The following is a 20,854-nucleotide window of genomic DNA, read 5'->3' as shown; positions in this document are numbered from 1 at the left end:
CAAATATCCGAATCGTCTAGCGCTACCGGCATAATCATAGCGGAAGGCGAAGGCAAATTTCGGCCTGTTGACATCTGCACGCCAATGGGGAAACTTCCGCGCATGATCAACTCTGTGACCCTTACCATCCATCATATCGCCACGACCCTTCCAGGGTACGCGGGAGCGATGGTGCGTCACTAGCCGTCCGATCATCCCGAAAACCCTGCCGAGGCGAGCAGGGTTTTCGAAAATCCGGCTCTCCTCCCTGAAACCCAAGGAGAGCATCTCATGTCAGAAAACAAAGAGAATGAACCCCGCGACCGAGCGCGCCTGCCGGACGGCGTCGTCGTGCGCGCCGTACGTCTTTCCGATGCTGAAGAGATCACCGATCTTATCAACTTACCGGGCTACCGGGCCGGCACCCTGCGGCCGCCGTACCAGCGGATCGAAGAGGTCCGCAAGAACATGGAAAACCCCTCGCCCGGCGCGCTCAATCTCGTCGTCACGCTGAATGGCAAGATCGTCGGCAATTGCGGCCTCAACCGCCTTAGCGGCCGTCGCCAACACGTCGCCAGCCTCGGCATGGGCGTGCATGACGATTTCACCGGTCGCGGTTTCGGCCGCATCCTGCTTGGCGCGATGGTCGATGCCGCGGACGACTGGTTCGACATTAAGCGGCTCGAACTGACCGTCTATACCGACAATGAGGCTGCGATCGCTCTCTACGAGAAGTTCGGCTTCGAAAAGGAAGGGCTTCTGCGCTCATTCGGCTACCGCGCCGGCCAATATGTCGACGCCTATGCGATGGCGCGGCTGAGGGCTTAGGCAACAGCCAGACGATAGGGCTTGACGAGGCATTCGGCGGGAACGCCCCATGCCTCGTTGAGCTTGAAAATCATGTCGACCGTCAAGGCGCGCTTGCGGTGCAGGATTTCCGAGGCGCGGGAGCGCGAACCTAGGATCTCGCCAAGATCTGCCTGGCTGCGGGCGGTCAACTCCATGAATGCATCCAAGAAATCGACAGGTTCCAGTTCGACCGCGGGGAAGTGCCGGTTTTCATAGGCCTCGATAAGATCGCAGAGCACGTCGAATCTGTCCGCATCAGCCGAGCCTTGCGGCGGCGGATTGTCGAAATACGGAGCGACTTCTCCAAGCGCCCATTCCAGATCACCATCGCTCCTGATCGGTCTTATGTCCATTACACCGTCTCCGGATCAACCCTGTCATATTCGGCATGCGTACCAACAAACTTGATCAATACGCGCCGGTAGGCATAGGCAACGTGCACGATAAGGCGGTACTTGTCTCCGCCGATATCGAAAATCACCCTGTTGTCACCGACGAAATCTACGTTGGTACCGAACATTCTTTTGATATCCGCCGATCCCGCCCATTCCGCTTTGCTGACAACAGCATGCCAAACGCTAAAAGGAACCCTGGCCTGCGGGTGCAACTCCCAAAAGGCACGCAATGTCGACTTGGCGATCACCTGCATGGAAGAGAATATTCCCAATACGGGAACAAATCAAGCATCGATCACCCGCCAATCAGCGCTAGCCACTCGTCTTCGTCCATCGTCTGGACGCCGAGTTCGCGGGCCTTCTCGAGCTTCGAGCCGGCGCCTGGGCCGGCGACAACGATATCGGTTTTCTTCGACACCGAGCCCGCCACCTTGGCGCCGAGACTTTCGGCCGTCGCCTTCGCCTCGTCACGGGTGAATTTTTCGAGCGAGCCGGTGAAGACCACCGTCTTGCCGGCAACCGGGCTGCCTGACGTGACCGGCTGTTCGGCCGCCGTAGGTCTCACCTCTTCGAGCAGCCGGCCGATCACCTCGATATTACGCGGCTCCTTGTAGAACTCGACCATGGCGCGCGCCACGACCTCGCCGATGCCCTCGATGGTATTGAGATCGTTCCAGGCGTCGCCGGAAACCGGTGCCGCCTCCCTCATCGCGGTCGCAAAGGCCTCATAGGTGCCGTAGGAGCGCGCCAGCAGCTTCGCCGTTGTCTCGCCGACATGGCGGATGCCGAGCGCATAGATGAAGCGGTGGAGCGCGATGCTCCGCCGTTCGTTGATCGCCGCATAGAGCTTGCCGACGCTGACCTTCCCGAAGCCGTCGATATTTTCCAGCTTGGTGAGCGAGGATTGCTGGCGCTTCTCCAGCGTGAAAATCTCGGGCGCAGTGCGGATCTGCAGCGACGGATCCTCGTTTTCAAAGAAGAAGTCGATCTGCTTCGAACCGAGCCCCTCGATATCGAAGGCGTTGCGAGAAACGAAATGCTTCAGATGCTCCGTCGCCTGCGCCCGGCAGATAAAGCCGCCGGTGCAGCGGCGCACCGAATCCATCTTGCCGGTCTTCTCGTTCACCTCGCGCACGGCATGCGAACCGCAGACCGTGCAAGTCTTCGGAAATTCATAGGGCCTCGCCTCGGCGAGGCGCTTCTCCATCACCACGTCGAGGATCTGCGGAATGACGTCGCCGGCGCGCTGGACGATGACGGTATCGCCCTCGCGGATATCGTGTTCCTCCGGCCGGATGCGTTCGCCGCTATTGCCGATGCCCTTGATGTAATCCTCGTTGTGCAGCGTCGCGTTGGTGACGACGACGCCGCCGACCGTGATCGGCTTCAGCCGCGCCACCGGCGTCAGCGCCCCGGTGCGGCCGACCTGGATCTCGATCTTCTCGACCTCGGTAAAGGCCTGCTCGGCCGGGAATTTATGCGCCGTCGCCCAGCGTGGGCTGCGCGAGCGGAAGCCAAGGCGCTGCTGCAGTTCGAGGCTGTCGACCTTATAGACGACGCCGTCGATATCGTAATCGAGATCCGGGCGTTTGAGGCCGATCTCGTCATAATGCGCCAGGATGTCGGCAACCGAATTCAGCCGCTTCATCAGCGGATTGACCGGGAAGCCCCAGTCCTTGAAGGTCTGCACCATGCCGAATTGCGTGTCGGCCGGCATGTCCGACATCTCACCCCAGGCATAGGCGAAGAATTTCAGCTTGCGGCTCGCCGTCACCTTGGCGTCGAGCTGGCGCAGCGATCCGGCCGCCGTATTGCGCGGATTGACATAGGTCTGCTTGCCCTCCGCCTCCATCTGCCGGTTCAGCGCCAGGAAGTCGCTCTTGGCCATATAGACCTCGCCGCGGATTTCCACGACCGCGGGAACGCCCTTCGGCAATTGGTTGGGTATTTCGGCGATCGTCCGGATATTGGCAGTGACGTTTTCGCCCGTCGTGCCGTCACCGCGCGTGGCGGCCGTCGTCAGCCTGCCGTTCTCGTAGCGGATCGACATCGAAAGGCCATCGATCTTCGGTTCGGCGGTAAAGGCGATCGACTGGTCCGGCAGCCGACCGAGGAAGCGATAGACGCTGGCGACAAAATCCTGCACGTCCTCCTGCGAAAACGTGTTGTCGAGCGACAGCATCGGCCGCGCATGGACGACGGGCGAGAAGGTGACGGAAGGCGCAGCACCGACCCGCCGCGACGGGCTGTCTTCACGGATCAGCTCGGGAAACCGCGCTTCCAGCGCATCGTTGCGGCGCTTCAACGCATCGTAATCCGCGTCCGAGATTTCCGGCTGGTCCTTGCCGTGGTAAAGCGCGTCGTGATGCGCGATCTCCCTTGCCAGCCGCTCGAGCTCGGCAGTGGCCTCTTCGATCGTCAACGTGTCGACGGTGGAACCTTCGGTGGACATGGAACATCACTCCAGAGAATCTGGCCAGAAATCTGCATTGTTTTTAGAGCAAAATCGCCGGATGAAAAGAGCAGTTGCTTACCCTGTCCGGTGAGGACTGCCTACAGTTCTATGCCCAATCCCGCGCATTGCGTAGCCGGATCCCGCTGACATGGAGGCCGGTGTTCCAGAGGTTCTTCAGCAGCCGCAAACTGTCGACCACCCGCAGTTCCACCCGGCGCGGCGCGAACTCCTGGTCGAGACGTGAGATGGCGGTGCGCTCGATGGAAACGACGCGTCTACGGGCCAACCACATGCCCGCATCCCTGAGATCCTCAAATTGCTCAGCCGGCATCTCGTAGCGATGGATCGTTTCCGCTTCGAGCCTTTCCAGCCAATGACGCTCGACATAGGCCGCAGCCCGCCACTCGCCGAGCCATTGCCGCCGTTCGGTCTCCAGCGTCTCGGGTGTCGCCCAGATCAGTGTCCGCGGGCAATCTCGCGGAAAGAGATACATAAAGTCATGATCGTCATCGATCGCCCAGACGAGCGGGCCATTCAGCCATTCCAGGCCCACCGGGCGGATCGAGGGATTGCGAACCGGGCGCGGCTCGAACACCGCAATGTCGGGATCATCGCTGAAATGGAAAAGACGCATGGCAACGGATCGCGCTGATCGGAATGATACGCATAGCGCGAAGCGGAATCTTTGTCACCGTTGCCGGCCGCAGCAATCAGCCGTTACCCGCCAGCAGGCGCTTCGCCGCCGCCCTCGCCTCTTCCGTCACCGAGGCGCCGGCGAGCATGCGGGCGATCTCCTCGGTGCGATCCTTGTGCGCCATCGTCGCGACGCGCGTGGCGATCTTTTCGGAACCTTCGGCCGCTGGCCCCTTGGAGATCAGCAGGTGTGTCGCCGCCCTTGCCGCGACCTGCGGCGCGTGGGTGACCGAGAGAACCTGCACCCGATCAGAGAGCCGCTTCAACCGCTGGCCGATCGCATCGGCCACCGCGCCGCCGACGCCGGTGTCGATTTCATCGAAGACGAGCGTCGGGGCTGAGCCGCGATCGGCGAGCGCCACCTTCAGCGCCAGCAGGAAACGCGACAGTTCGCCGCCGGAGGCGACCTTCATGATCGAGCCTGGGCGCGTGCCGGGATTGGTCTGGACATGGAACTCGACGACGTCGATGCCTTCGGGCAGCGCCTCCTGCGCATCCGTGGTGATCTCGACCATGAAACGAGCGCGTTCGAGCTTCAGCGCCGGCAGTTCGGCCATCACGGCGGCAGCCAGCGCGGTGCCGGCTTGATGGCGCTTGTCGGAAAGCGAGCGCGCCGCCGAATCGTAATTCTCTCGCGCCAGACCGACCTCCGCTTCCAGACGCGCAAGCCGCTCCTCGCCCGCATCGAGATCGGCAAGATCGGCGATCATGCGCACCGCCAGCGCCGGCAGCTCGGTGACGGGCACGGAATATTTGCGCGACGCAGCTCTGAGCGCGAAAAGCCGCTCCTCCACCCGCTCCAGTTCTCTCGGATCGTATTCGGTCTTGCGGAGCGCTGCCTCGACTTCCATCTGCGCGTTGGAAAGCTGGTCGAGCGCAGCATCGAGCAGCGTCACCGTCTCTTCGAGCAGCCCGGGCGCTTCATGGCTCTTGCGCTCCAGCCGGCGCACCAGCGAGGCGATATGCGGTACCGGCGAGGCATTGCCGTTCAGGAATTCGGAGGCTTCGGCGATATCGCCGGCGATTCGCTCCGCCTTCATCATCCTCTGCCTGCTTTCGGCGAGTTCCTCCTCCTCGCCGTCCTGTGGCGAGAGTTTCTCGAGCTCTGCCACGGAGGAACGCAGATAGTCGGCCTCGCGCGCCGCACTTTCCACCCTCTCGCGATGCTTTTTCAGCGTCCGTTCGCTGTCGCGCCAAAGACGGTACCGGCGAGAGACCTCCGCAACCTCATCGGTGAGGCCGGCAAAGGCATCGAGCAGGTTGCGGTGGGCATTGGTGTCGACAAGAGCGCGATCATCGTGCTGGCCGTGAATCTCGACCAGCATCTGGCCGGCCTGGCGCATCAGCTGCACACTCACCGGCTGATCATTGACATAGGCCTTGGTGCGCCCATCGGCTGATTGCTGACGGCGAAAGATCAGGTCGCCCTCGTCGTCGATGCCGTTTTCACGCAGGAGTACGCGCGCCCCATGGTCCATGCCGACGTCGAACACCGCCGTCACCTGGCCCCTGTCTTCGCCATGGCGCACCAGACCGCCGTCACCGCGCCCGCCGAGCGCCAGCGACAGACTGTCGAGCAGGATGGATTTGCCCGCTCCCGTCTCACCCGTCAGCACGGAAAGACCGGTCTCGAAGGCAAGATCCAGCCGCTCGATCAGGACGATATCGCGGATCGAAAGCTGGATCAGCATGGGACTTAGGAACCGAGCAGGAGTTTCTTGCCTGCCGCAGCGATCCAGGAGCCCTTGTTCTCACGCGGCTCGGCGCCACCTGTCTGCAGCAGCTTGTAGGAATCGGCGTACCACTGGCTGTCCGGATAGTTGTGACCAAGGACGGCTGCCGCGGTCTGCGCCTCGTCGACGATACCCATGGCGTAATAAGCCTCGACGAGACGCGCCAAGGCCTCTTCGATCTGGTTCGTGTTCGGATATTTCTCGACGACGATGCGGAAACGCGAGATTGCGGCGAGATATTCCTTCCGCTCCATATAGTAGCGGCCGATCTGCATTTCCTTGCCGGCGAGCTGATCACGGGCGTAGCGGATCTTCGCCTGGGCGTCGTCGACATATTCGGAGTTCGGATAGTTGTCGATCACAGCCTGCATCGCCTCGATCGTCTTGGCCGAGGCGCGCTGGTCCTGGGTCACGTCGACGATCTGTTTGGAATAGGTGAGACCGATGAGATACTGCACATAGGCAGCGTCCTGGGACTTCGGATATTGCGACATGTAACGGTTACCCGAGGCAAGCGCATCATCGAGCTTGCCCTGGCGGTATTTCACGAAGGTGCTCATGACAAGCGCCTTGCGCGCCCATTCGGAGAATGGGTTCTCGCGATCGATTGCATCGAACTTGCGCGCTGCTTCCGCCATGTTGCCCGCCTTCATATTGGCAAGGCCCTGGGTGTAGAGCACGTCAGGCGGATCGGTTTCGAGGCCAAGCTTGGTGATGTCGATATCGGGATCCGACTGGCAGCCGGAGATCGAGGCGCCTGCGCTCAGCACCAGAAGCGATGCGAACAAAGCGCGCGCTGTCTTCATCATACCTTCAGATCCTGCATAAGCCATTCAAAAGAACCCCACTGCCGCCGCTCGCTCCACGACAGCCACGCCTCGCTGGCGTTTCTAGCCACAAATGTGCATCAAGAGCAACGCAATGATAAGGCATTAACGCATTTTTGTGGCAGCCGCCGCCGGATTGGCCGGCTTTTCCTCTTCTCTCCAACCTGTGGCAGCTAAGCAACTGCGAGAAAACACCTATCACCACAGACTCGGGCCGACATAAAAAAACCGCCTCCGGGAAAGAGGCGGCCTGGTCTTGAGAATATGCTGGAGGTCATGCCGACCAGGGAGCGAATTCCGAAGCGTTGACGGCAATCAGTTCACGAGCGGCGACGCGCTGGCGCGGCGTCGAGGTCTCGACCACCTCGTAGGCAGAGGGATCGGCGAGCAGCGCCTTCAAAGCATTGGCATTCATCTTGTGGCCGCCACGATAGGATCGGTAGCAACCGATGAACTGGACGCCAGCGAGCGACAGGTCGCCAACAGCATCAAGCGTCTTGTGGCGAACAAACTCGTCCTTGGCGTATCGCAGGCCTTCGACATTGATGACGGTATTGTCGTCCGAGATGACCACGGAATTTTCGAGCGAAGAACCGAGCGCATGGCCCGATGCCCAGAGACGCTCGACATCACGCATGAAGCCGAAGGTGCGGGCGCGGGAAAGTTCCGACTTGAAGACGGCGGCGCTTATGTCGCCGGCCCACTTCTGCCGGCCGATCAGCGGGCATTCGAAATCGATCTCGACTTCGAAGCGCGTGCCGTCATAGGGACGGAATTCGCTCCAGGAGCCGCCATGCTCGATTCGCACCGGCTTGGTGATGCGGATATAGCGACGCTTGACACCGAGCGAGACGAGACCGGCCTGCTCGATCGCTTCGACGAAGGGCAGCGAGCTGCCGTCCATGATCGGCATTTCTGCGCCCTGCACCTCGATGATGACATTGTCGAGGCCGAGTGCATACACGGCGGCCATGACATGTTCGATCGTCGCAATTGAATGCATGGGTGAGAAGCCGAGCACCGTGCAGAGGTCTGTATTGCCGACCTGCGAGGAGACGGCCTTCAGTTCGGTGATGTCGCCATTATCGTGCAGGCGCTGGAAAACGACGCCGGTGTCCGCTTCGGCCGGGTTCAGCGTGATCGAAACATTCGCACCCGAATGAACGCCGATGCCCGAGAGCGTCACGGGACGCGAAACCGTCGTTTGAAAACCCAGCAAGCCAATAGCCATAAAATCTGCCTTTATTTTTCCGCTCCAGCGGTTGGTGCCACGGCGCGGTTATCATTCCTTCTGCAGAAGGAGTCTCGTCCAGACGACTCCCAGCGCAGTTTTCTTGCGCCATATTTACGTGTGTCGGCGCTCCAATCCAAATCACTGTTTCTTTCGTTTTGTTACGAAGTCACACGATTGATATCGCTCATAAATTCCCGCCCGAAAACAGCAATGCCCGGGATCTGAATCCCGGGCATGAACGGTGCCGAAGCCCCCGATATTTCAGTTCGACTGGCGGCGCAGGAATGCCGGAATTTCCAGCTGATCGTCTTCCTGCATCATGCGAGCCTGCGGAACCGCACGACCCTGATCATCGAGATTGCCGCGGCGCGGCGCATAGAGGCTTGCCTCCGGCGACAACGGACGGCGCTGCTGTGACGCGGCCGGCGGCGCGGCGGTCATGTCGGCGGCAACGGCGTCATCGTCGCGGCGGCCAAGCGAATTGGTGATTCGCTTGAGCAGGCCCATCGGGCCGCGCTCTTCCTGCTGATGCGCGGAAGCCGGCTGCGTGCGGTGGTCGAGTTCAGCCTGGACGACCGGCGGGAAATCCTCGACCTTCGGCATGCGCACCGGTTCAGCCGCCTGCCGGATAATCGGCTCCTGTCGGACCGGCTGCTGCTGGATAGGCTGCTGCTGGACGGGCTGGCTCATCACCGGCTGGCTCATTACCGGCGCCGGAGCCTGCTGCTGCACCTGTGGGCGGATCGCCGGAGCTTCCTGTGCAGGCGCGAAGATCTTGCTCTGCGGACGGAAGACTTCCTGCTGCGCAGCAGGCTGCTGGACGGGGGCTGCAGCACGCGGGGCCGGAATTTCGAGCTCACGTTCCATCTCGGCTTGGCGGATGGTCTGCGCGATCGGATCGATGGCCTTCGGTGCCTGCATCACCGGGGCAGGCTGAACTGCGGCCGCTGCCGGAGCAACAGCCGCGGAGGGACGGATAGCGGGCTTGGCGGCCGGCTGGAAGTTGCGCTCGGCGGCTTCGCTGATCGCCCGGTCGATACCGGTCGCGACGACCGAGACGCGGATGATGCCTTCGAGCGATTCGTCGAAGGTGGCGCCGAGGATGATGTTGGCGTCTGGATCGACTTCTTCGCGGATGCGGGTCGCAGCTTCGTCGACTTCGAAGAGGGTGAGGTCGCGGCCGCCGGTGATGGAGATCAGCAGCCCTTGAGCGCCCTTCATCGAGGTTTCGTCGAGCAGCGGGTTGGCGATTGCCGCTTCGGCTGCCTGCAGTGCACGGCCGGAACCGGAGGCTTCGCCGGTGCCCATCATCGCGCGGCCCATCTCACGCATCACCGAGCGGACGTCGGCGAAGTCGAGGTTGATGAGGCCTTCCTTCACCATCAGGTCGGTGATGCAGGCGACGCCCGAATAGAGAACCTGGTCGGCCATGGCAAAAGCGTCGGCGAAGGTCGTCTTGTCGTTGGCGATGCGGAAGAGGTTCTGGTTCGGAATGACGATCAGCGTGTCGACAGACTTCTGCAGTTCCTGGATGCCCATCTCGGCCAGACGCATGCGGCGGCCGCCTTCGAAATGGAACGGCTTGGTGACGACGCCGACCGTCAGGATGCCCTTGTTGCGGGCGGCCTGCGCGACGACAGGAGCAGCGCCGGTGCCGGTGCCGCCGCCCATGCCGGCGGTGACGAAGCACATATGCGTACCGTTCAGGTGATCGATGATCTCGTCGATGCACTCTTCGGCGGCCGCACGGCCGACTTCCGGCTGCGAACCGGCACCGAGGCCTTCGGTGACGTTGGCGCCGAGCTGGATGATGCGCTCGGCCTTCGTCATCGTCAGCGCCTGCGCATCCGTGTTGGCAACGACGAAGTCGACGCCCTGGAGGCCTGCGGTGATCATGTTATTGACGGCGTTGCCGCCGCCGCCGCCGACGCCGAACACGGTGATGCGCGGCTTCAGCTCGGTGATGTCAGGCTTTTGCAGCTTGATGGTCATGGTACCTGTTCCTTCTCTCTCTGGCCGCATCGCCACGCCGGCCAATTACGCAAATTTCAGAAGCTTTCCTTCAACCACTGGCCCATGCGGGCTATGCGGCTGTTATTTCCCCCAAGCGACATGAGCAGACCGCTCTGTGACGCATGTGTCTCCATGTCCGCGACCTGCGGATAAATCATCAGGCCGACGGCCGTCGAAAAGGCCGGGCCCTTGGCCGCCGTCGGCAGTCCCGAGACGCCCATCGGCCGGCCGATGCGGACGTTGCGGGCCAGAATGCGCCGCGCCACCTCGGCAAGGCCGGTCAGCTGGCTCGCGCCTCCCGTCAGCACGACGCGTTTTCCAACGATCGGGCTGAAGCCGGAACGCTGGATCCGGTCGCGGATCAGTTCCATCGTCTCTTCGATTCGGGCCGATACGATGCGCGAAACCAGCGCCCGCGGCACCTGAGACGGCTGGTCGCGATCGTCCTCGCCGATCGGCGGGATCGAGATCAGCTCACGCTCATCGGAGGAATTCAAGAGTGCGGAGGCATGCACGACCTTCAGCCGCTCTGCATCCTCGATGCGGGTCGAAAGGCCGCGCGCGAGGTCGGTGGTGACGTGATGGCCGCCGAGACCGACGGCATCGGTATGAACGAGCTTGCCTTCGGCAAAGACCGAAATCGTCGTCGTGCCGCCGCCCATGTCGATCGCCGCGCAGCCGAGTTCGACCTCATCGTCGACGAGAGCCGCAAGACCGGATGCATAGGGGGTCGCAACAATGCCTTCGACCGACAGATGCGCGCGGTTGACGCTGAGCTCGAGGTTCTTCAGTGCCGAGCGCTCCGCGGTCACGACATGCATGTCCACCCCGAGCGCATCGCCATACATTGCTAGCGGGTCGCGAATGCCGCGCTCGCCGTCGAGCGAGAAGCCGGTCGCCAGCGAATGCAGCACCGAACGGTCCTGGCGCAGAGACTGCTGGCAGGCCGCCGACAGCACCTTCTTCAAATCGTTGAGTTCGACTTCCTGGCCGCCGAGATCGATCGTCGCGGTGTAGATGTCACTGCCGAGGCGGCCGGCCGTCAGATTGACGATCAGGCTCTCGACGGTCAGCCCGGCCATGCGCTCCGCCGCGTCGACCGCCAGCCGAATGACGCCTTCAAGCGCATCGAGATCGGCGATGACGCCGGTCTTGATGCCGCGGGAGCGCTGATGGCCGATGCCGATGATCTCGATATTGTGCGTGCGGCCCGGCAGGATCTGGCTTTCCTCGCGCGGCGTCAGCCGACCGATCATGCAGACGACCTTGGTCGAGCCGATGTCGAGCACCGAAACGACATGCGACCGCTTCGACGAAAGCGGCTTCAGGCGCGGCAATCCGAAATGGGATGAACCGAACAAGCTCATATATTCTGCCCCGCCTTCTTCAATTCCTTCGTACGCTCCGTTACCGCCGCCTGCCGGCGGACCGCCGCTTCCGGCGTCAGCTGGATCGCGGTCCTGTCCGGCAATCGCAGATCGACCGCGGCGATGTCCCGCTCCAGGAGCTGATGCTCCTTGTCGAACTTCGAAAGCGTCGCCAGCGCCTGATCGATGCCGTCTTCCGGCAGCTTGACGATGACGCCGTTATCCATGTGCAGATCCCAACGACGGCCCGATATCCAGACATAGGCCTTCACGCGGGCCTTCACGTCGGGCCATTTCGAGAAAGCGTCGCCGAGCGAAGCCGCCGCGGTCTCGGCGTCGCGGCCAACGACGAGCGGCAGCGACGAAAACTTGTTGTCGCGCAACGGCGCAATGACGCTGCCGTTCTTCTCGATCAGCGAAAGCTCCTGCCCGTGCTGCCAGATCGCATAGGCCTCACGCTCCTTGAGCTTCACTTCGATCGTCCTCGGATAGACCTTTCGAACCTCGACATTCTCGACCCAGGGAAGGTGCGCAATCTTCCGGCGGGCCGCATCGACGTCGAGCGCGACCAGTGAGGTCGTGCCGTCCAGGCCGATCAGCTGCAGGATCTCGATTTCGGAGGTTTCCGAATTGCCAGAGACTTTCACATCCTCGATCGCAAAACCTGCGGCCGTGGTCGTAGCCTGTGCGACGGCTTCGGTATGACCGCCGAGCGACATGCCGTAGAGGCCGGTCGCAGCCAGGAAGGCAAGCGCCGACACCGTCCCCGTATGGGCCGGAATGTAAATGCGGCCGCTACCGAGGCTGATCAGGAAACGAGTGACGCGGCGCAGCGGACGCGGCAGGACGAACCGCTCTTCGGCTTCTACGATCGGAAGCACGGCATGATGGCTGGGGCGCCCTATCCTCTTGACCGTCAACGCAAACAAGACGCGTCCTCCACCATCCACCGGAGAAACTCACCAAAGGAATAGCCGGCATGACCGGCCATTTCGGGCACGAGCGAGGTAGGAGTCATGCCTGGCTGGGTATTGACCTCCAGCCAGATGATTTCGCCGTCTTCGGAGAAACGATCGTCGTAACGAAAGTCGGACCGACTGACGCCGCGACAACCGATTGCCTGATGCGCCCTTAGAGCCAATGTTTGTATTTTTTGGTAAATATTCGGTGAAATTTTCGCCGGGATGACGTGTTTTGATCCGCCCGCAGCATACTTGGAATCGTAATCATAAAAATTGTGTCCCTGCGGCACCACCTCGGTGACGCCGAGCGCAGTCTCGCCCATGACCCCGCAGGTGAGCTCGCGGCCGTAGACATAGCGTTCGACCAGCACCTCTTCGCCATAGCGCCATTCGGGCGAACTGACGACCTGCGGCGGATGCGCCTGATCTTCGGTGACGATCACGACGCCGAAGCTCGAGCCCTCGCGCACAGGCTTCACCACATAAGGCGGCTTCATCGGATGCGTCGAAGGAAAGACGAAACGGTTGATGGCCTGCGATTCGGCGACCGGGATGCCGGCGGCGGCAGCGACACGCTTCGCCTTGTCCTTATCCATTGCCAGCGCCGAGGCAAGCACACCTGAATGCGTATAGGGGATCTCCAGATATTCCAGGATGCCCTGGATGGTCCCGTCCTCGCCGAACGGCCCATGAAGCGCATTGAAGACGACATCGGGCCTCAATGCGGCAAGCTTTTCGGAAACATCGCGGGCGACATCGATCGTCGTTACCTTGAAGCCTTCGGCTTCGAGGGCCTCTGCGCAAGCCTTTCCCGAGGAAAGGCTGACAGGCCTTTCCGAGGAAAATCCGCCCATCAGGACAGCAACATGCTTGCGACTCATCAACACCCCCAAAAATAACTTCCATTTTTGAAAACGACGCTTGCGCGAAGCTGTCTGCGTCGTTTCGCGCCTTTGTCGGGCCTCACATGCATTAGAGCATCATTATGGTTAATGAAGTGTTTACTTTCGTTAACTCCTGGCCCGGAACTTCGCGGCCTTTTAACTTTTGCTCATTGTGCGACCAATCCCTCGCCATCCGGGAATGAACCTGCGCGGAAGTGAAAAAGCCTATGTCTTCAATGAGATACCCAATCACGCTCACCCGCGATGGAATCAGCCAAGGGAATCGGGTGCATCTCTCAGCCGGATACCGGCAACAGTGAGGCGGCGGCCGGCGCTCGAATTGATTAATGCCGAGAGCATCGGCGCGCGGGCGTCGCCGCTTTTCTATTGATGCCGATACCACTTCCGGTTAGCGAAGGCGCATGGGTAATCAGGGAGAAGATCATGCGATGCCTCGTCACCGGCGCCGCCGGCTTCGTCGGTAGTCCGCTTGTCAAACGGCTGCACGCAGACAAGACTTGCGAGCTCGTGGCCACCACGAGATCCGAGACCTCTGCCTTTCCGCCGGATGTAATGCATTTTCCCATTGAAATAACCGACGGAACCGATTGGACGCCAGCGCTTGAAGGCGCCGACGTCATCATCCATCTCGCCGCCCGCGTTCACATTATGGACGACCGCGCGGCCGATCCGCTAGCGGAATTCCGCCGGGTCAACACCGCCGCCGCGCTCAATCTCGCTGGACAGGCCGCCAAGGCGGGCGTGAAGCGATTCGTCTTCGTCAGCACCATCAAGGTCAACGGAGAAGAGAACGACCGGCCGTTCCGGCACGACGACAGACCGAAGCCGATTGATCCCTACGGCATTTCGAAGCTGGAATGCGAAATCGGCCTGCTTGAAATCGCAGCGCGCACCGGCATGGAAGTCGTCATCATCCGGCCGCCGCTGGTCTATGGCCCCGGCGCACGCGGTAACTTCGCGCTGCTCGTGAATCTTGTCCGCAAGAAACTGCCGCTCCCCTTCGCTTCGCTGATGAACCGCCGCACATTGGTCGCGGTGCAAAATCTTGTCGACCTGATCATCACCTGCGCGACCCATCCCGCCGCCGCAGGCGAGACCTTCCTTGCCGGAGATGGTGAAGACCTCTCGACGCCTGATCTCATCAGGGGAATTGCCGCGGGGCTGGGCGTCAAGCCGATGCTGGTCCCCTTCCCGCCTGCACTGCTGCACCTGGCGGCAAAGGCACTCGGGAAGGAGGCCGTCTATCAGCGCCTTTGTGGTTCGCTGCAGGTCGACATATCCCGGGCGCGCGACGTTCTCGGCTGGTCACCCGTCGTCACCCCGCGCGAAGGCCTCAAACAGGCAGTAGAATAGCTTATTCGCTCGTTACGCCCTGGAACGGGCGCACTTCGCGGCCGGGCATGAAGACGCCGAGGCGCTTGATTTCCCATTCGAGCTTGATGCCGTCTTTCTCGAAGACCTCACGGCGCACCTGCTCGCCGAGATATTCGAGATCGTAGCCGGTCGCCTGCCCCATATTGATCATGAAGTTGCAGTGAAGCGACGACATCTGCGCGCCGCCGATCACGAGGCCGCGGCAGCCTGCCTCGTCGATCAGCTTCCAGGCCGAATGACCCGGAGGGTTCTTGAAGGTCGAGCCGCCGGTCTTTTCGCGAACCGGCTGCACCGTCTCGCGGTGATTGCGCACAGCGTCCATTTCGGCGCGGATCTGGGCGCGATCTTCCGGATAGCCCTCGAACAGCACCGAAGTGAAGATCAGATCGGCCGGCGCCTTTGAAAGCCGGTAGGAATAACCCATCTCCGCATTGGAAAGCACATGCTTGTTGCCCTTGCGGTCGACGGCGTTGACCTCGATCAGCCGCTCACGCGTCTCCACGCCGTTCGCGCCGGCATTCATGCGCGCCGCGCCGCCGATACCGCCCGGAATGCCGTAGAAGAAATGGAAGCCGCCGATGCCATTGTCCATCGCCATTGCCGCGACATGCTTGTCGGGGCAGATGGCGCCGGCGAGGATGCGGTTTTCGCCGGCAAGCTCGACGAAGCCGAAGCCCTTGGCCGACAGGCGCAGCACCACGCCTGAAATGCCGCCGTCGCGCACCAGAATGTTGGAGCCGACGCCGACCACCGTCAGCGGCACCTCTTCCGGCAATATCTTCAGGAACGCAATGAGATCGTCGACGTCATGCGGCTGGAACATCAATTCGGCCAGACCGCCGGCCCTGAACCAGGTGACGCGATCCATGGGGGCATCCGGCGTGATACGGCCGCGGATATCCTTTACACCGTCTCCGAGAGACGCGAGAAGCTTTTCCCCATTCACCTGTTTCATGCGGACTTTCCCGATAGGCCTTCCAATTGCTTGGGCAGTGCTGCTGCCCATGATGTGATGCTCCCAGCCCCCAACAGAACCACGAAATCACCAGGCTTTGCAACCTCCGCAACCATTTGCGGCAGAAGCTCCGCCGAAGCGAGGAAGCGGGCGTCGCGATGGCCGCCGGATTTGATGCGCGAGACGAGCGACATGGAATCGATACCTTCGATCGCATCCTCGCCTGCCGCATAGACGGGCGCAAGGAAGATGCTATCGGCGTCGTTGAAGCAGGCGGCGAATTCCTCGAACAGGCTAGCGAGACGCGTGTAACGGTGCGGCTGATGGACGGCGATGATGCGCCCCTTGCAGGCCTCGCGGGCCGCCTTCAGCACTGCCTTGATTTCGACCGGATGGTGGCCGTAATCGTCGAAGATCTGCACCCCATTCCATTCGCCGGTCAGCGTGAAGCGACGCTTGACGCCGCCGAAGGAAGCAAGCCCCTTGGCGATATCTTCACTCGATATGCCAAGCCGGTTGGCGACCGCGATCGCCGCCGTGGCGTTGGAAATATTGTGGCGCCCGGGCATCGGCATGACCAGCCCCTTGAGCTCGGTCCTCTGGCCGGTGCGGCGGCGGCGGATCTCAACGTCGAAAATCGAGCGCGTGCCGTCGATGCGCACATTCTTGAAGCGCACGTCGGCCTGCGGGTTCTCGCCATAAGTGATAATCTTGCGGTCCTCGATGCGGCCGACCAGCGACTGCACCTCGGGATGATCGAGGCACATGACGCCGAAGCCGTAGAACGGCACGTTTTCGACGAACTGCCGGAAGGCGGCGCGCACGGCGTCGAAACTGCCGTAGTGGTCGAGATGCTCGGGGTCGATATTGGTGATGACGGCGACATCGGCCGGAAGCTTCAGGAAGGTGCCGTCGGATTCGTCGGCCTCCACTACCATCCACTCGCCCTCGCCCATGCGGGCGTTGGTGCCGTAGGCGTTGATGATGCCGCCGTTGATGACGGTCGGATCGAGCCCGCCGGCTTCGAGCAGCGTTGCGACCAGCGAGGTTGTCGTCGTCTTGCCGTGCGTGCCGCCGATGGCGATCGCATTGCGGAAGCGCATCAGCTCGGCGAGCATTTCGGCGCGGCGCACCACCGGCAGCAGCTTTTCGCGCGCGGCGATGAGTTCCGGGTTGCTCTTCTTGATCGCCGTCGAAACGACGACGACTTCGGCATCACCGAGATTTTCGGCGCGATGGCCGACGGAGACCTCAATGCCTTTATCGCGCAGTCGCTGCACATTGGCGCTGTCCGATTGATCCGATCCCTGCACCTTGTGACCGAGATTGTGCAGCACCTCGGCGATACCGCTCATGCCGATACCGCCGATGCCGATGAAATGGACGAGACCGATCGCCTTCGGCAGTTTCATGCGCGTGTCCTCTTGAATTCTGAGACTGTCTTGCCGGCGGCAATAGCCTCAACCATGTCGGCAAGCAAGTTCGCCGCATCCGGTTTCCCGGCGAGCTTGGCCGCCGCCGCCATGTGCGAAAGCTTGTCCGGATCGTTCATCACATGGCTCAGTATAGAGGTGATGCGTTCAGGCGAAAGCTCCGACTGAGGGATCACCTTCGCCCCGCCGGTCGCAGCCAGTGCGGCGGCGTTCGCCGCCTGATCGTGGTCGAGCGCATGCGGATAGGGCACCAGAATGGCCGGGCGCCCGATGACGGAGATTTCCGAAACAGTGGAAGCGCCGGAGCGGCAGATCACCAGATGCGCTTGAGCAAGACGCTCCGCCATGTCGTTGAAAAATGGTGCGATATCGGCTCCCATCTCCAGCTTGGCGACGCAGCCGCTGACCATCTCCATATCCTCAGGGCGCACCTGCTGCGTCACCCTGAGCCGCGCGCGCAGGCCGTCGTCGAGCAGGCTGATCGCCGTCGGCATCGCCTTGGAAAAATACTGCGCGCCCTGGCTGCCGCCGAAGACGACGAGATTGAAGGGCTCTCCGGAATGCGAGGGCAGGTAAGGCTGCTCGGCGGCGGCAAGGATCGCCGGGCGCACAGGATTGCCTGTTGCAACCGTCTTGTCGGAAAAAGCATCCCCGCTTTCCGGCAGAAAGCCGCCGGCGATCGCCTTGACACGCGGAGCCAGCGCCTTGTTGGCGCGGCCCATGACGGCATTCTGCTCATGCAGCATCGAGGCGACGCCGAGCCGCGTCGCAGCCAGCAGCGGCGGCACGGTGGGGTAACCGCCGAAGCCGACGACAATCACCGGCTTCAGCCGCTGGATCAGCCTTTTGGCCGCTCGCATGCCGCTCCACAGCGTCCACAGCGAGCGGGCGACGGCAACGGGGTTCTTCGAGCCGATCGTCGCCGACGGCACGACATGGATCTGCTCGGCCGGGAATTTGCCGGCATAACGCTCGGCCCGGCTGTCGGTCACCAGATGCACCGAATAGCCGCGCTCCTTCAGCTTGAAGGCCAGCGCCTCCGCCGGGAACACATGGCCGCCGGTCCCCCCGGCGGCAAGCAGAACGATGCCTTTGCTCATGACCTCTTACTCCGCCGGCATGCCGTGCGGGACGCGGAAGAGGCTCCGGTCCTGCGCACGTTTTTCCGGGCGATGGCGTGTCAGCGCCAGGATGAAGCCGGCGGTAACGCAGATCGCCACCATGGAAGAACCGCCGTAGGAAATCAGCGGCAGCGTCATCCCTTTCGCCGGCAGCAGCTCGAGGTTGACGCCGATGTTGATGATCGACTGAATGCCCATCTGCAGCACCAGGCCGGCGACGGCGAAGCGGTTGAAATCGTTCCGCTCGCGATAGGCATGCGACAGGCCGCGCAGCACCAGCGCGGAAAACAGCGCAACGAGCGCCATGCAGAAGACGATGCCGAATTCCTCGGCCGCGACCGAGAAGATAAAGTCGGTATGCGCATCCGGGATGATACGCTTGACGATGCCTTCGCCCGGCCCCTGACCAAACCAGCTGCCGCGGATAATCGCCTCACGCGCCGTGTCGATCTGGAACGTGTCGCCCTCGCCGGTCATGAACTTGTCTATGCGCAGCGCAACGTGCGGAAAGACGTAGTAGGCGCTGAGCAGACCGCCGGCGCCGCCGATGCCGAGCAGCATGATCCATATCCACGGCATGCCGGCCATGAAGAACATGCCACCCCAGACGGCCGTCGTCAGGATGGTCTGGCCGAGGTCGGGCTGGGCGACGAGCAGCGCCGCAACGATGCCGAACAGGATGATGGCAAAGAGATTACCGGGGATTTCAGGCTGACGCGCATGCTCGGCAAACAGCCAGGCGCAGACGACGACGAAGGCAGGTTTCATGAATTCCGACGGCTGGATGGAGAGGCCGGCGATCCAGATCCAGCGCCTGCCGCCCTTGACCTCCTGGCCGACGAAGAGAACCAGCACCATCATGGCGAGCGAAATGATCAGGAGCAGGATCGCGGTTCGTCGCACCTGGCGCGGCGTCAGGAACGATAGCCCGAGCATGACGGCGATCGACGGGATCATGAAGGCCGCATGACGCTTGACGAAGTGAAAAGGCTCTAGCCCGATGCGCTCGGCAACCGCCGGAGATGCCGCAAACGACAGCATGAAGCCGATGCCCATCAGGAAGATGAACATCGCCAGGAAGAAGCGGTCGATGGTCCAGAACCAATCGGCCAGCGGCCCACGTTCCGCGCGGCTTACCATGTCATTTCTCTCCTGTTGCCGGACCGATCAGCATTGTCATTCCGTCAAGGGCGGCCACATGGCTGACGAAGGCATCGCCTCTGACTTCGAAGTTCTTATACTGGTCGAAGCTTGCGCAAGCTGGGGATAACATCACGGCGGAAGCAGCAGCTTCGTCGCGCTCCGCATCGGCCGCCGCATGTGCGACTGCGCGCTCCAGCGTGCCGGAGATCTCGTAGGGCACGGCTTCGCCGAGTGTGGCGGCGAACTCCGCCGCTGCCTCGCCGATCAGATAGGCCTTGGCGATGCGCGGGAAATAGGGCGCGAGAGTCGTGATGCCGCCCGCCTTCGCCAGGCCGCCGGCAATCCAGTAGATGCGATCGTAGCTCGACAGCGCGGGTGCTGCCGCATCGGCGTTCGTCGCCTTGGAATCGTTGACGAAGACGACGCGGCCGCGTTTGCCCACAGGCTGCATGCGGTGCTTGAGCCCGGGAAAGGAGGCAAGGCCGGTGCGAATGTCGTCGGCGGAAACGCCGACGGCAAGGCAGGCGGCGACCGCCGCGGCCGCGTTCTGCGCGTTATGGCTGCCGCGCAGCGTCTGGATGCCGTCGAGATCGTCAAAGGGCAGCATGGCGCCGCCGCCGGCCTGGACGAGCCTGGTGCCCTCGGCATAAATGCCGTCAGCCACCACACTCCGGCGCGAGATGCGAACCACCTTGACACCTGCCCGCTCGACCCGGTCGGCGATCAACGCCGAATGGCTGTCGTCGATGCCGACGATCGCGACATCGCTGCCCGCAACCAGCCGTTCCTTGACGTCGGCGTAGTGCTGCATCGTGCCGTGACGGTCGAGATGATCGGGCGTCAGATTGAGCAGGATGCCCGCGGAAGGGTTCAGCGTCGGCGCCAGATCGATCTGGTAGGAAGAGCATTCGACGACGTAATAACGCCCCGCCTTCGGCGGATGGAGCGTCAGCACCGCCGTGCCGATATTGCCGCCGAGCTGGGTGTCGTAGCCTGCGGATTTCAGTATGTGGGCGATCAGCGCCGTCGTCGTCGACTTGCCGTTGGTGCCGGTGATAGCGATGAAGGGGCAATCCGGCGCATGGGCGCGGCGCTCGCGCACGAAGAGCTCGACGTCGCCGACGATATCGACGCCGGCCGCCCGCGCGAGGTCGACTGTCCAGTGCGGCTTTGGATGGGTGAGCGGCACGCCGGGCGACAGGACGAACAGGGCATGCTGGCTCCAGTCGATGCCGTGCAGGTCTTCCGTCCGAATGCCTTCTGCAGAAGCCTTGGCGACGCTGTCGGGATTGTCGTCCCAGGCGGTCACCTCGGCGCCGCCCGCAATCAGCGCGCGGGCAGTAGCAAAACCGGAACCGCCGAGCCCGAAGAGCGCGACCTTCCTGTCCTTGAGCGTCGTGACCGGGATCATCGCCG

18 protein-coding genes are annotated in these 20,854 nt (G+C 62.3%); 2 read left to right on the top strand and 16 right to left on the bottom strand.

Features of this window, described 5'->3' with window-relative positions; genetic code table 11:
• Positions 1-270: 270 nt before the first annotated feature.
• On the top strand, positions 271-807 hold the full coding sequence (locus tag QWJ46_RS21820; protein ID WP_184459224.1) for a GNAT family N-acetyltransferase: 537 nt from the start codon (positions 271-273) through the stop codon (positions 805-807).
• On the opposite strand, the gene QWJ46_RS21815 is transcribed toward QWJ46_RS21820, so the two are convergent.
• From QWJ46_RS21815 to QWJ46_RS21765, 11 genes are all read right to left on the bottom strand, one after another.
• Positions 804-1,181, bottom strand: coding sequence for a type II toxin-antitoxin system HigA family antitoxin (locus tag QWJ46_RS21815; protein WP_302753803.1), 378 nt, complete (start codon positions 1,179-1,181; stop codon positions 804-806). The two genes, QWJ46_RS21820 and QWJ46_RS21815, sit on opposite strands and share 4 nt — an antisense overlap.
• Positions 1,181-1,477, bottom strand: coding sequence for a type II toxin-antitoxin system HigB family toxin (locus tag QWJ46_RS21810; protein WP_184459226.1), 297 nt, complete (start codon positions 1,475-1,477; stop codon positions 1,181-1,183). Before QWJ46_RS21810 ends, QWJ46_RS21815 begins: the two co-directional genes overlap by 1 nt.
• A 41-nt stretch (positions 1,478-1,518) precedes the next feature.
• Entirely contained in the window at positions 1,519-3,675 is a 2,157-nt protein-coding gene (gene ligA, locus QWJ46_RS21805; RefSeq protein WP_302753801.1) for an NAD-dependent DNA ligase LigA, read from the bottom strand.
• Positions 3,676-3,784: 109 nt separating this feature from the next.
• A complete protein-coding gene (locus QWJ46_RS21800; protein WP_302753799.1) occupies positions 3,785-4,312 on the bottom strand; it encodes a DUF6886 family protein in 528 nt (175 codons plus the stop codon).
• A gap of 76 nt (positions 4,313-4,388) precedes the next feature.
• Positions 4,389-6,062, bottom strand: a complete 1,674-nt coding sequence (gene recN / locus QWJ46_RS21795) for a DNA repair protein RecN (RefSeq protein ID WP_302753797.1) — start codon at positions 6,060-6,062, stop codon at positions 4,389-4,391.
• A 5-nt stretch (positions 6,063-6,067) separates the two neighbouring features.
• Positions 6,068-6,937, bottom strand: a complete 870-nt coding sequence (locus QWJ46_RS21790) for an outer membrane protein assembly factor BamD (protein WP_170965882.1) — start codon at positions 6,935-6,937, stop codon at positions 6,068-6,070.
• Between the two features lie 268 nt (positions 6,938-7,205).
• Positions 7,206-8,162 (bottom strand): UDP-3-O-acyl-N-acetylglucosamine deacetylase, encoded by a 957-nt coding sequence (lpxC, locus tag QWJ46_RS21785; protein ID WP_302753795.1) that lies wholly within the window; start codon positions 8,160-8,162, stop codon positions 7,206-7,208.
• A gap of 264 nt (positions 8,163-8,426) precedes the next feature.
• Positions 8,427-10,157 (bottom strand): cell division protein FtsZ, encoded by a 1,731-nt coding sequence (gene ftsZ, locus QWJ46_RS21780; protein WP_302753794.1) that lies wholly within the window; start codon positions 10,155-10,157, stop codon positions 8,427-8,429.
• Positions 10,158-10,213: 56 nt separating this feature from the next.
• Complete coding sequence (ftsA, locus tag QWJ46_RS21775; RefSeq protein WP_064803798.1) at positions 10,214-11,545, bottom strand: cell division protein FtsA; 1,332 nt, start codon at positions 11,543-11,545, stop codon at positions 10,214-10,216.
• Complete coding sequence (locus tag QWJ46_RS21770; protein ID WP_088391679.1) at positions 11,542-12,474, bottom strand: cell division protein FtsQ/DivIB; 933 nt, start codon at positions 12,472-12,474, stop codon at positions 11,542-11,544. The genes ftsA and QWJ46_RS21770 overlap by 4 nt, the downstream gene beginning before the upstream one ends.
• Complete coding sequence (locus QWJ46_RS21765) at positions 12,462-13,388, bottom strand: D-alanine--D-alanine ligase (protein WP_302753789.1); 927 nt, start codon at positions 13,386-13,388, stop codon at positions 12,462-12,464. Before QWJ46_RS21765 ends, QWJ46_RS21770 begins: the two co-directional genes overlap by 13 nt.
• Positions 13,389-13,835: 447 nt before the next feature.
• Between QWJ46_RS21765 and QWJ46_RS21760 the strand changes: the two genes are divergently transcribed.
• A complete protein-coding gene (locus QWJ46_RS21760; protein WP_302753788.1) occupies positions 13,836-14,765 on the top strand; it encodes an SDR family oxidoreductase in 930 nt (309 codons plus the stop codon).
• A 1-nt stretch (position 14,766) separates the two neighbouring features.
• Here the strand turns inward: QWJ46_RS21760 and murB are convergent, their stop codons facing one another.
• From murB to murD, 5 genes are read right to left on the bottom strand one after another with little or no spacing between them, the layout of a single operon-like run.
• Positions 14,767-15,741: a UDP-N-acetylmuramate dehydrogenase gene (gene murB, locus QWJ46_RS21755; RefSeq protein WP_302753787.1), complete on the bottom strand. Its 975-nt coding sequence runs from the start codon at positions 15,739-15,741 to the stop codon at positions 14,767-14,769.
• The gene (murC, locus tag QWJ46_RS21750; RefSeq protein ID WP_302753785.1) at positions 15,738-17,153 is read right to left on the bottom strand and encodes a UDP-N-acetylmuramate--L-alanine ligase; all 1,416 of its coding nucleotides are present in this window, start codon (positions 17,151-17,153) and stop codon (positions 15,738-15,740) included. Before murC ends, murB begins: the two co-directional genes overlap by 4 nt.
• Positions 17,150-18,274, bottom strand: coding sequence for an undecaprenyldiphospho-muramoylpentapeptide beta-N-acetylglucosaminyltransferase (gene murG / locus QWJ46_RS21745; protein WP_302753783.1), 1,125 nt, complete (start codon positions 18,272-18,274; stop codon positions 17,150-17,152). The genes murC and murG overlap by 4 nt, the downstream gene beginning before the upstream one ends.
• Positions 18,275-18,280: 6 nt before the next feature.
• The gene (ftsW, locus tag QWJ46_RS21740; protein ID WP_184459238.1) at positions 18,281-19,435 is read right to left on the bottom strand and encodes a putative lipid II flippase FtsW; all 1,155 of its coding nucleotides are present in this window, start codon (positions 19,433-19,435) and stop codon (positions 18,281-18,283) included.
• 1 nt (position 19,436) lies between these two features.
• Positions 19,437-20,849, bottom strand: coding sequence for a UDP-N-acetylmuramoyl-L-alanine--D-glutamate ligase (gene murD / locus QWJ46_RS21735; RefSeq protein WP_302753781.1), 1,413 nt, complete (start codon positions 20,847-20,849; stop codon positions 19,437-19,439).
• Between the last annotated feature and the right edge of the window lie 5 nt (positions 20,850-20,854).

Source organism: Rhizobium sp. CBN3 (genome assembly GCF_030518245.1).
In the GTDB taxonomy this organism is placed as follows: domain Bacteria; phylum Pseudomonadota; class Alphaproteobacteria; order Rhizobiales; family Rhizobiaceae; genus Rhizobium; species Rhizobium aethiopicum_A.
This window is presented reverse-complemented; position numbering and strand designations above follow the sequence as displayed.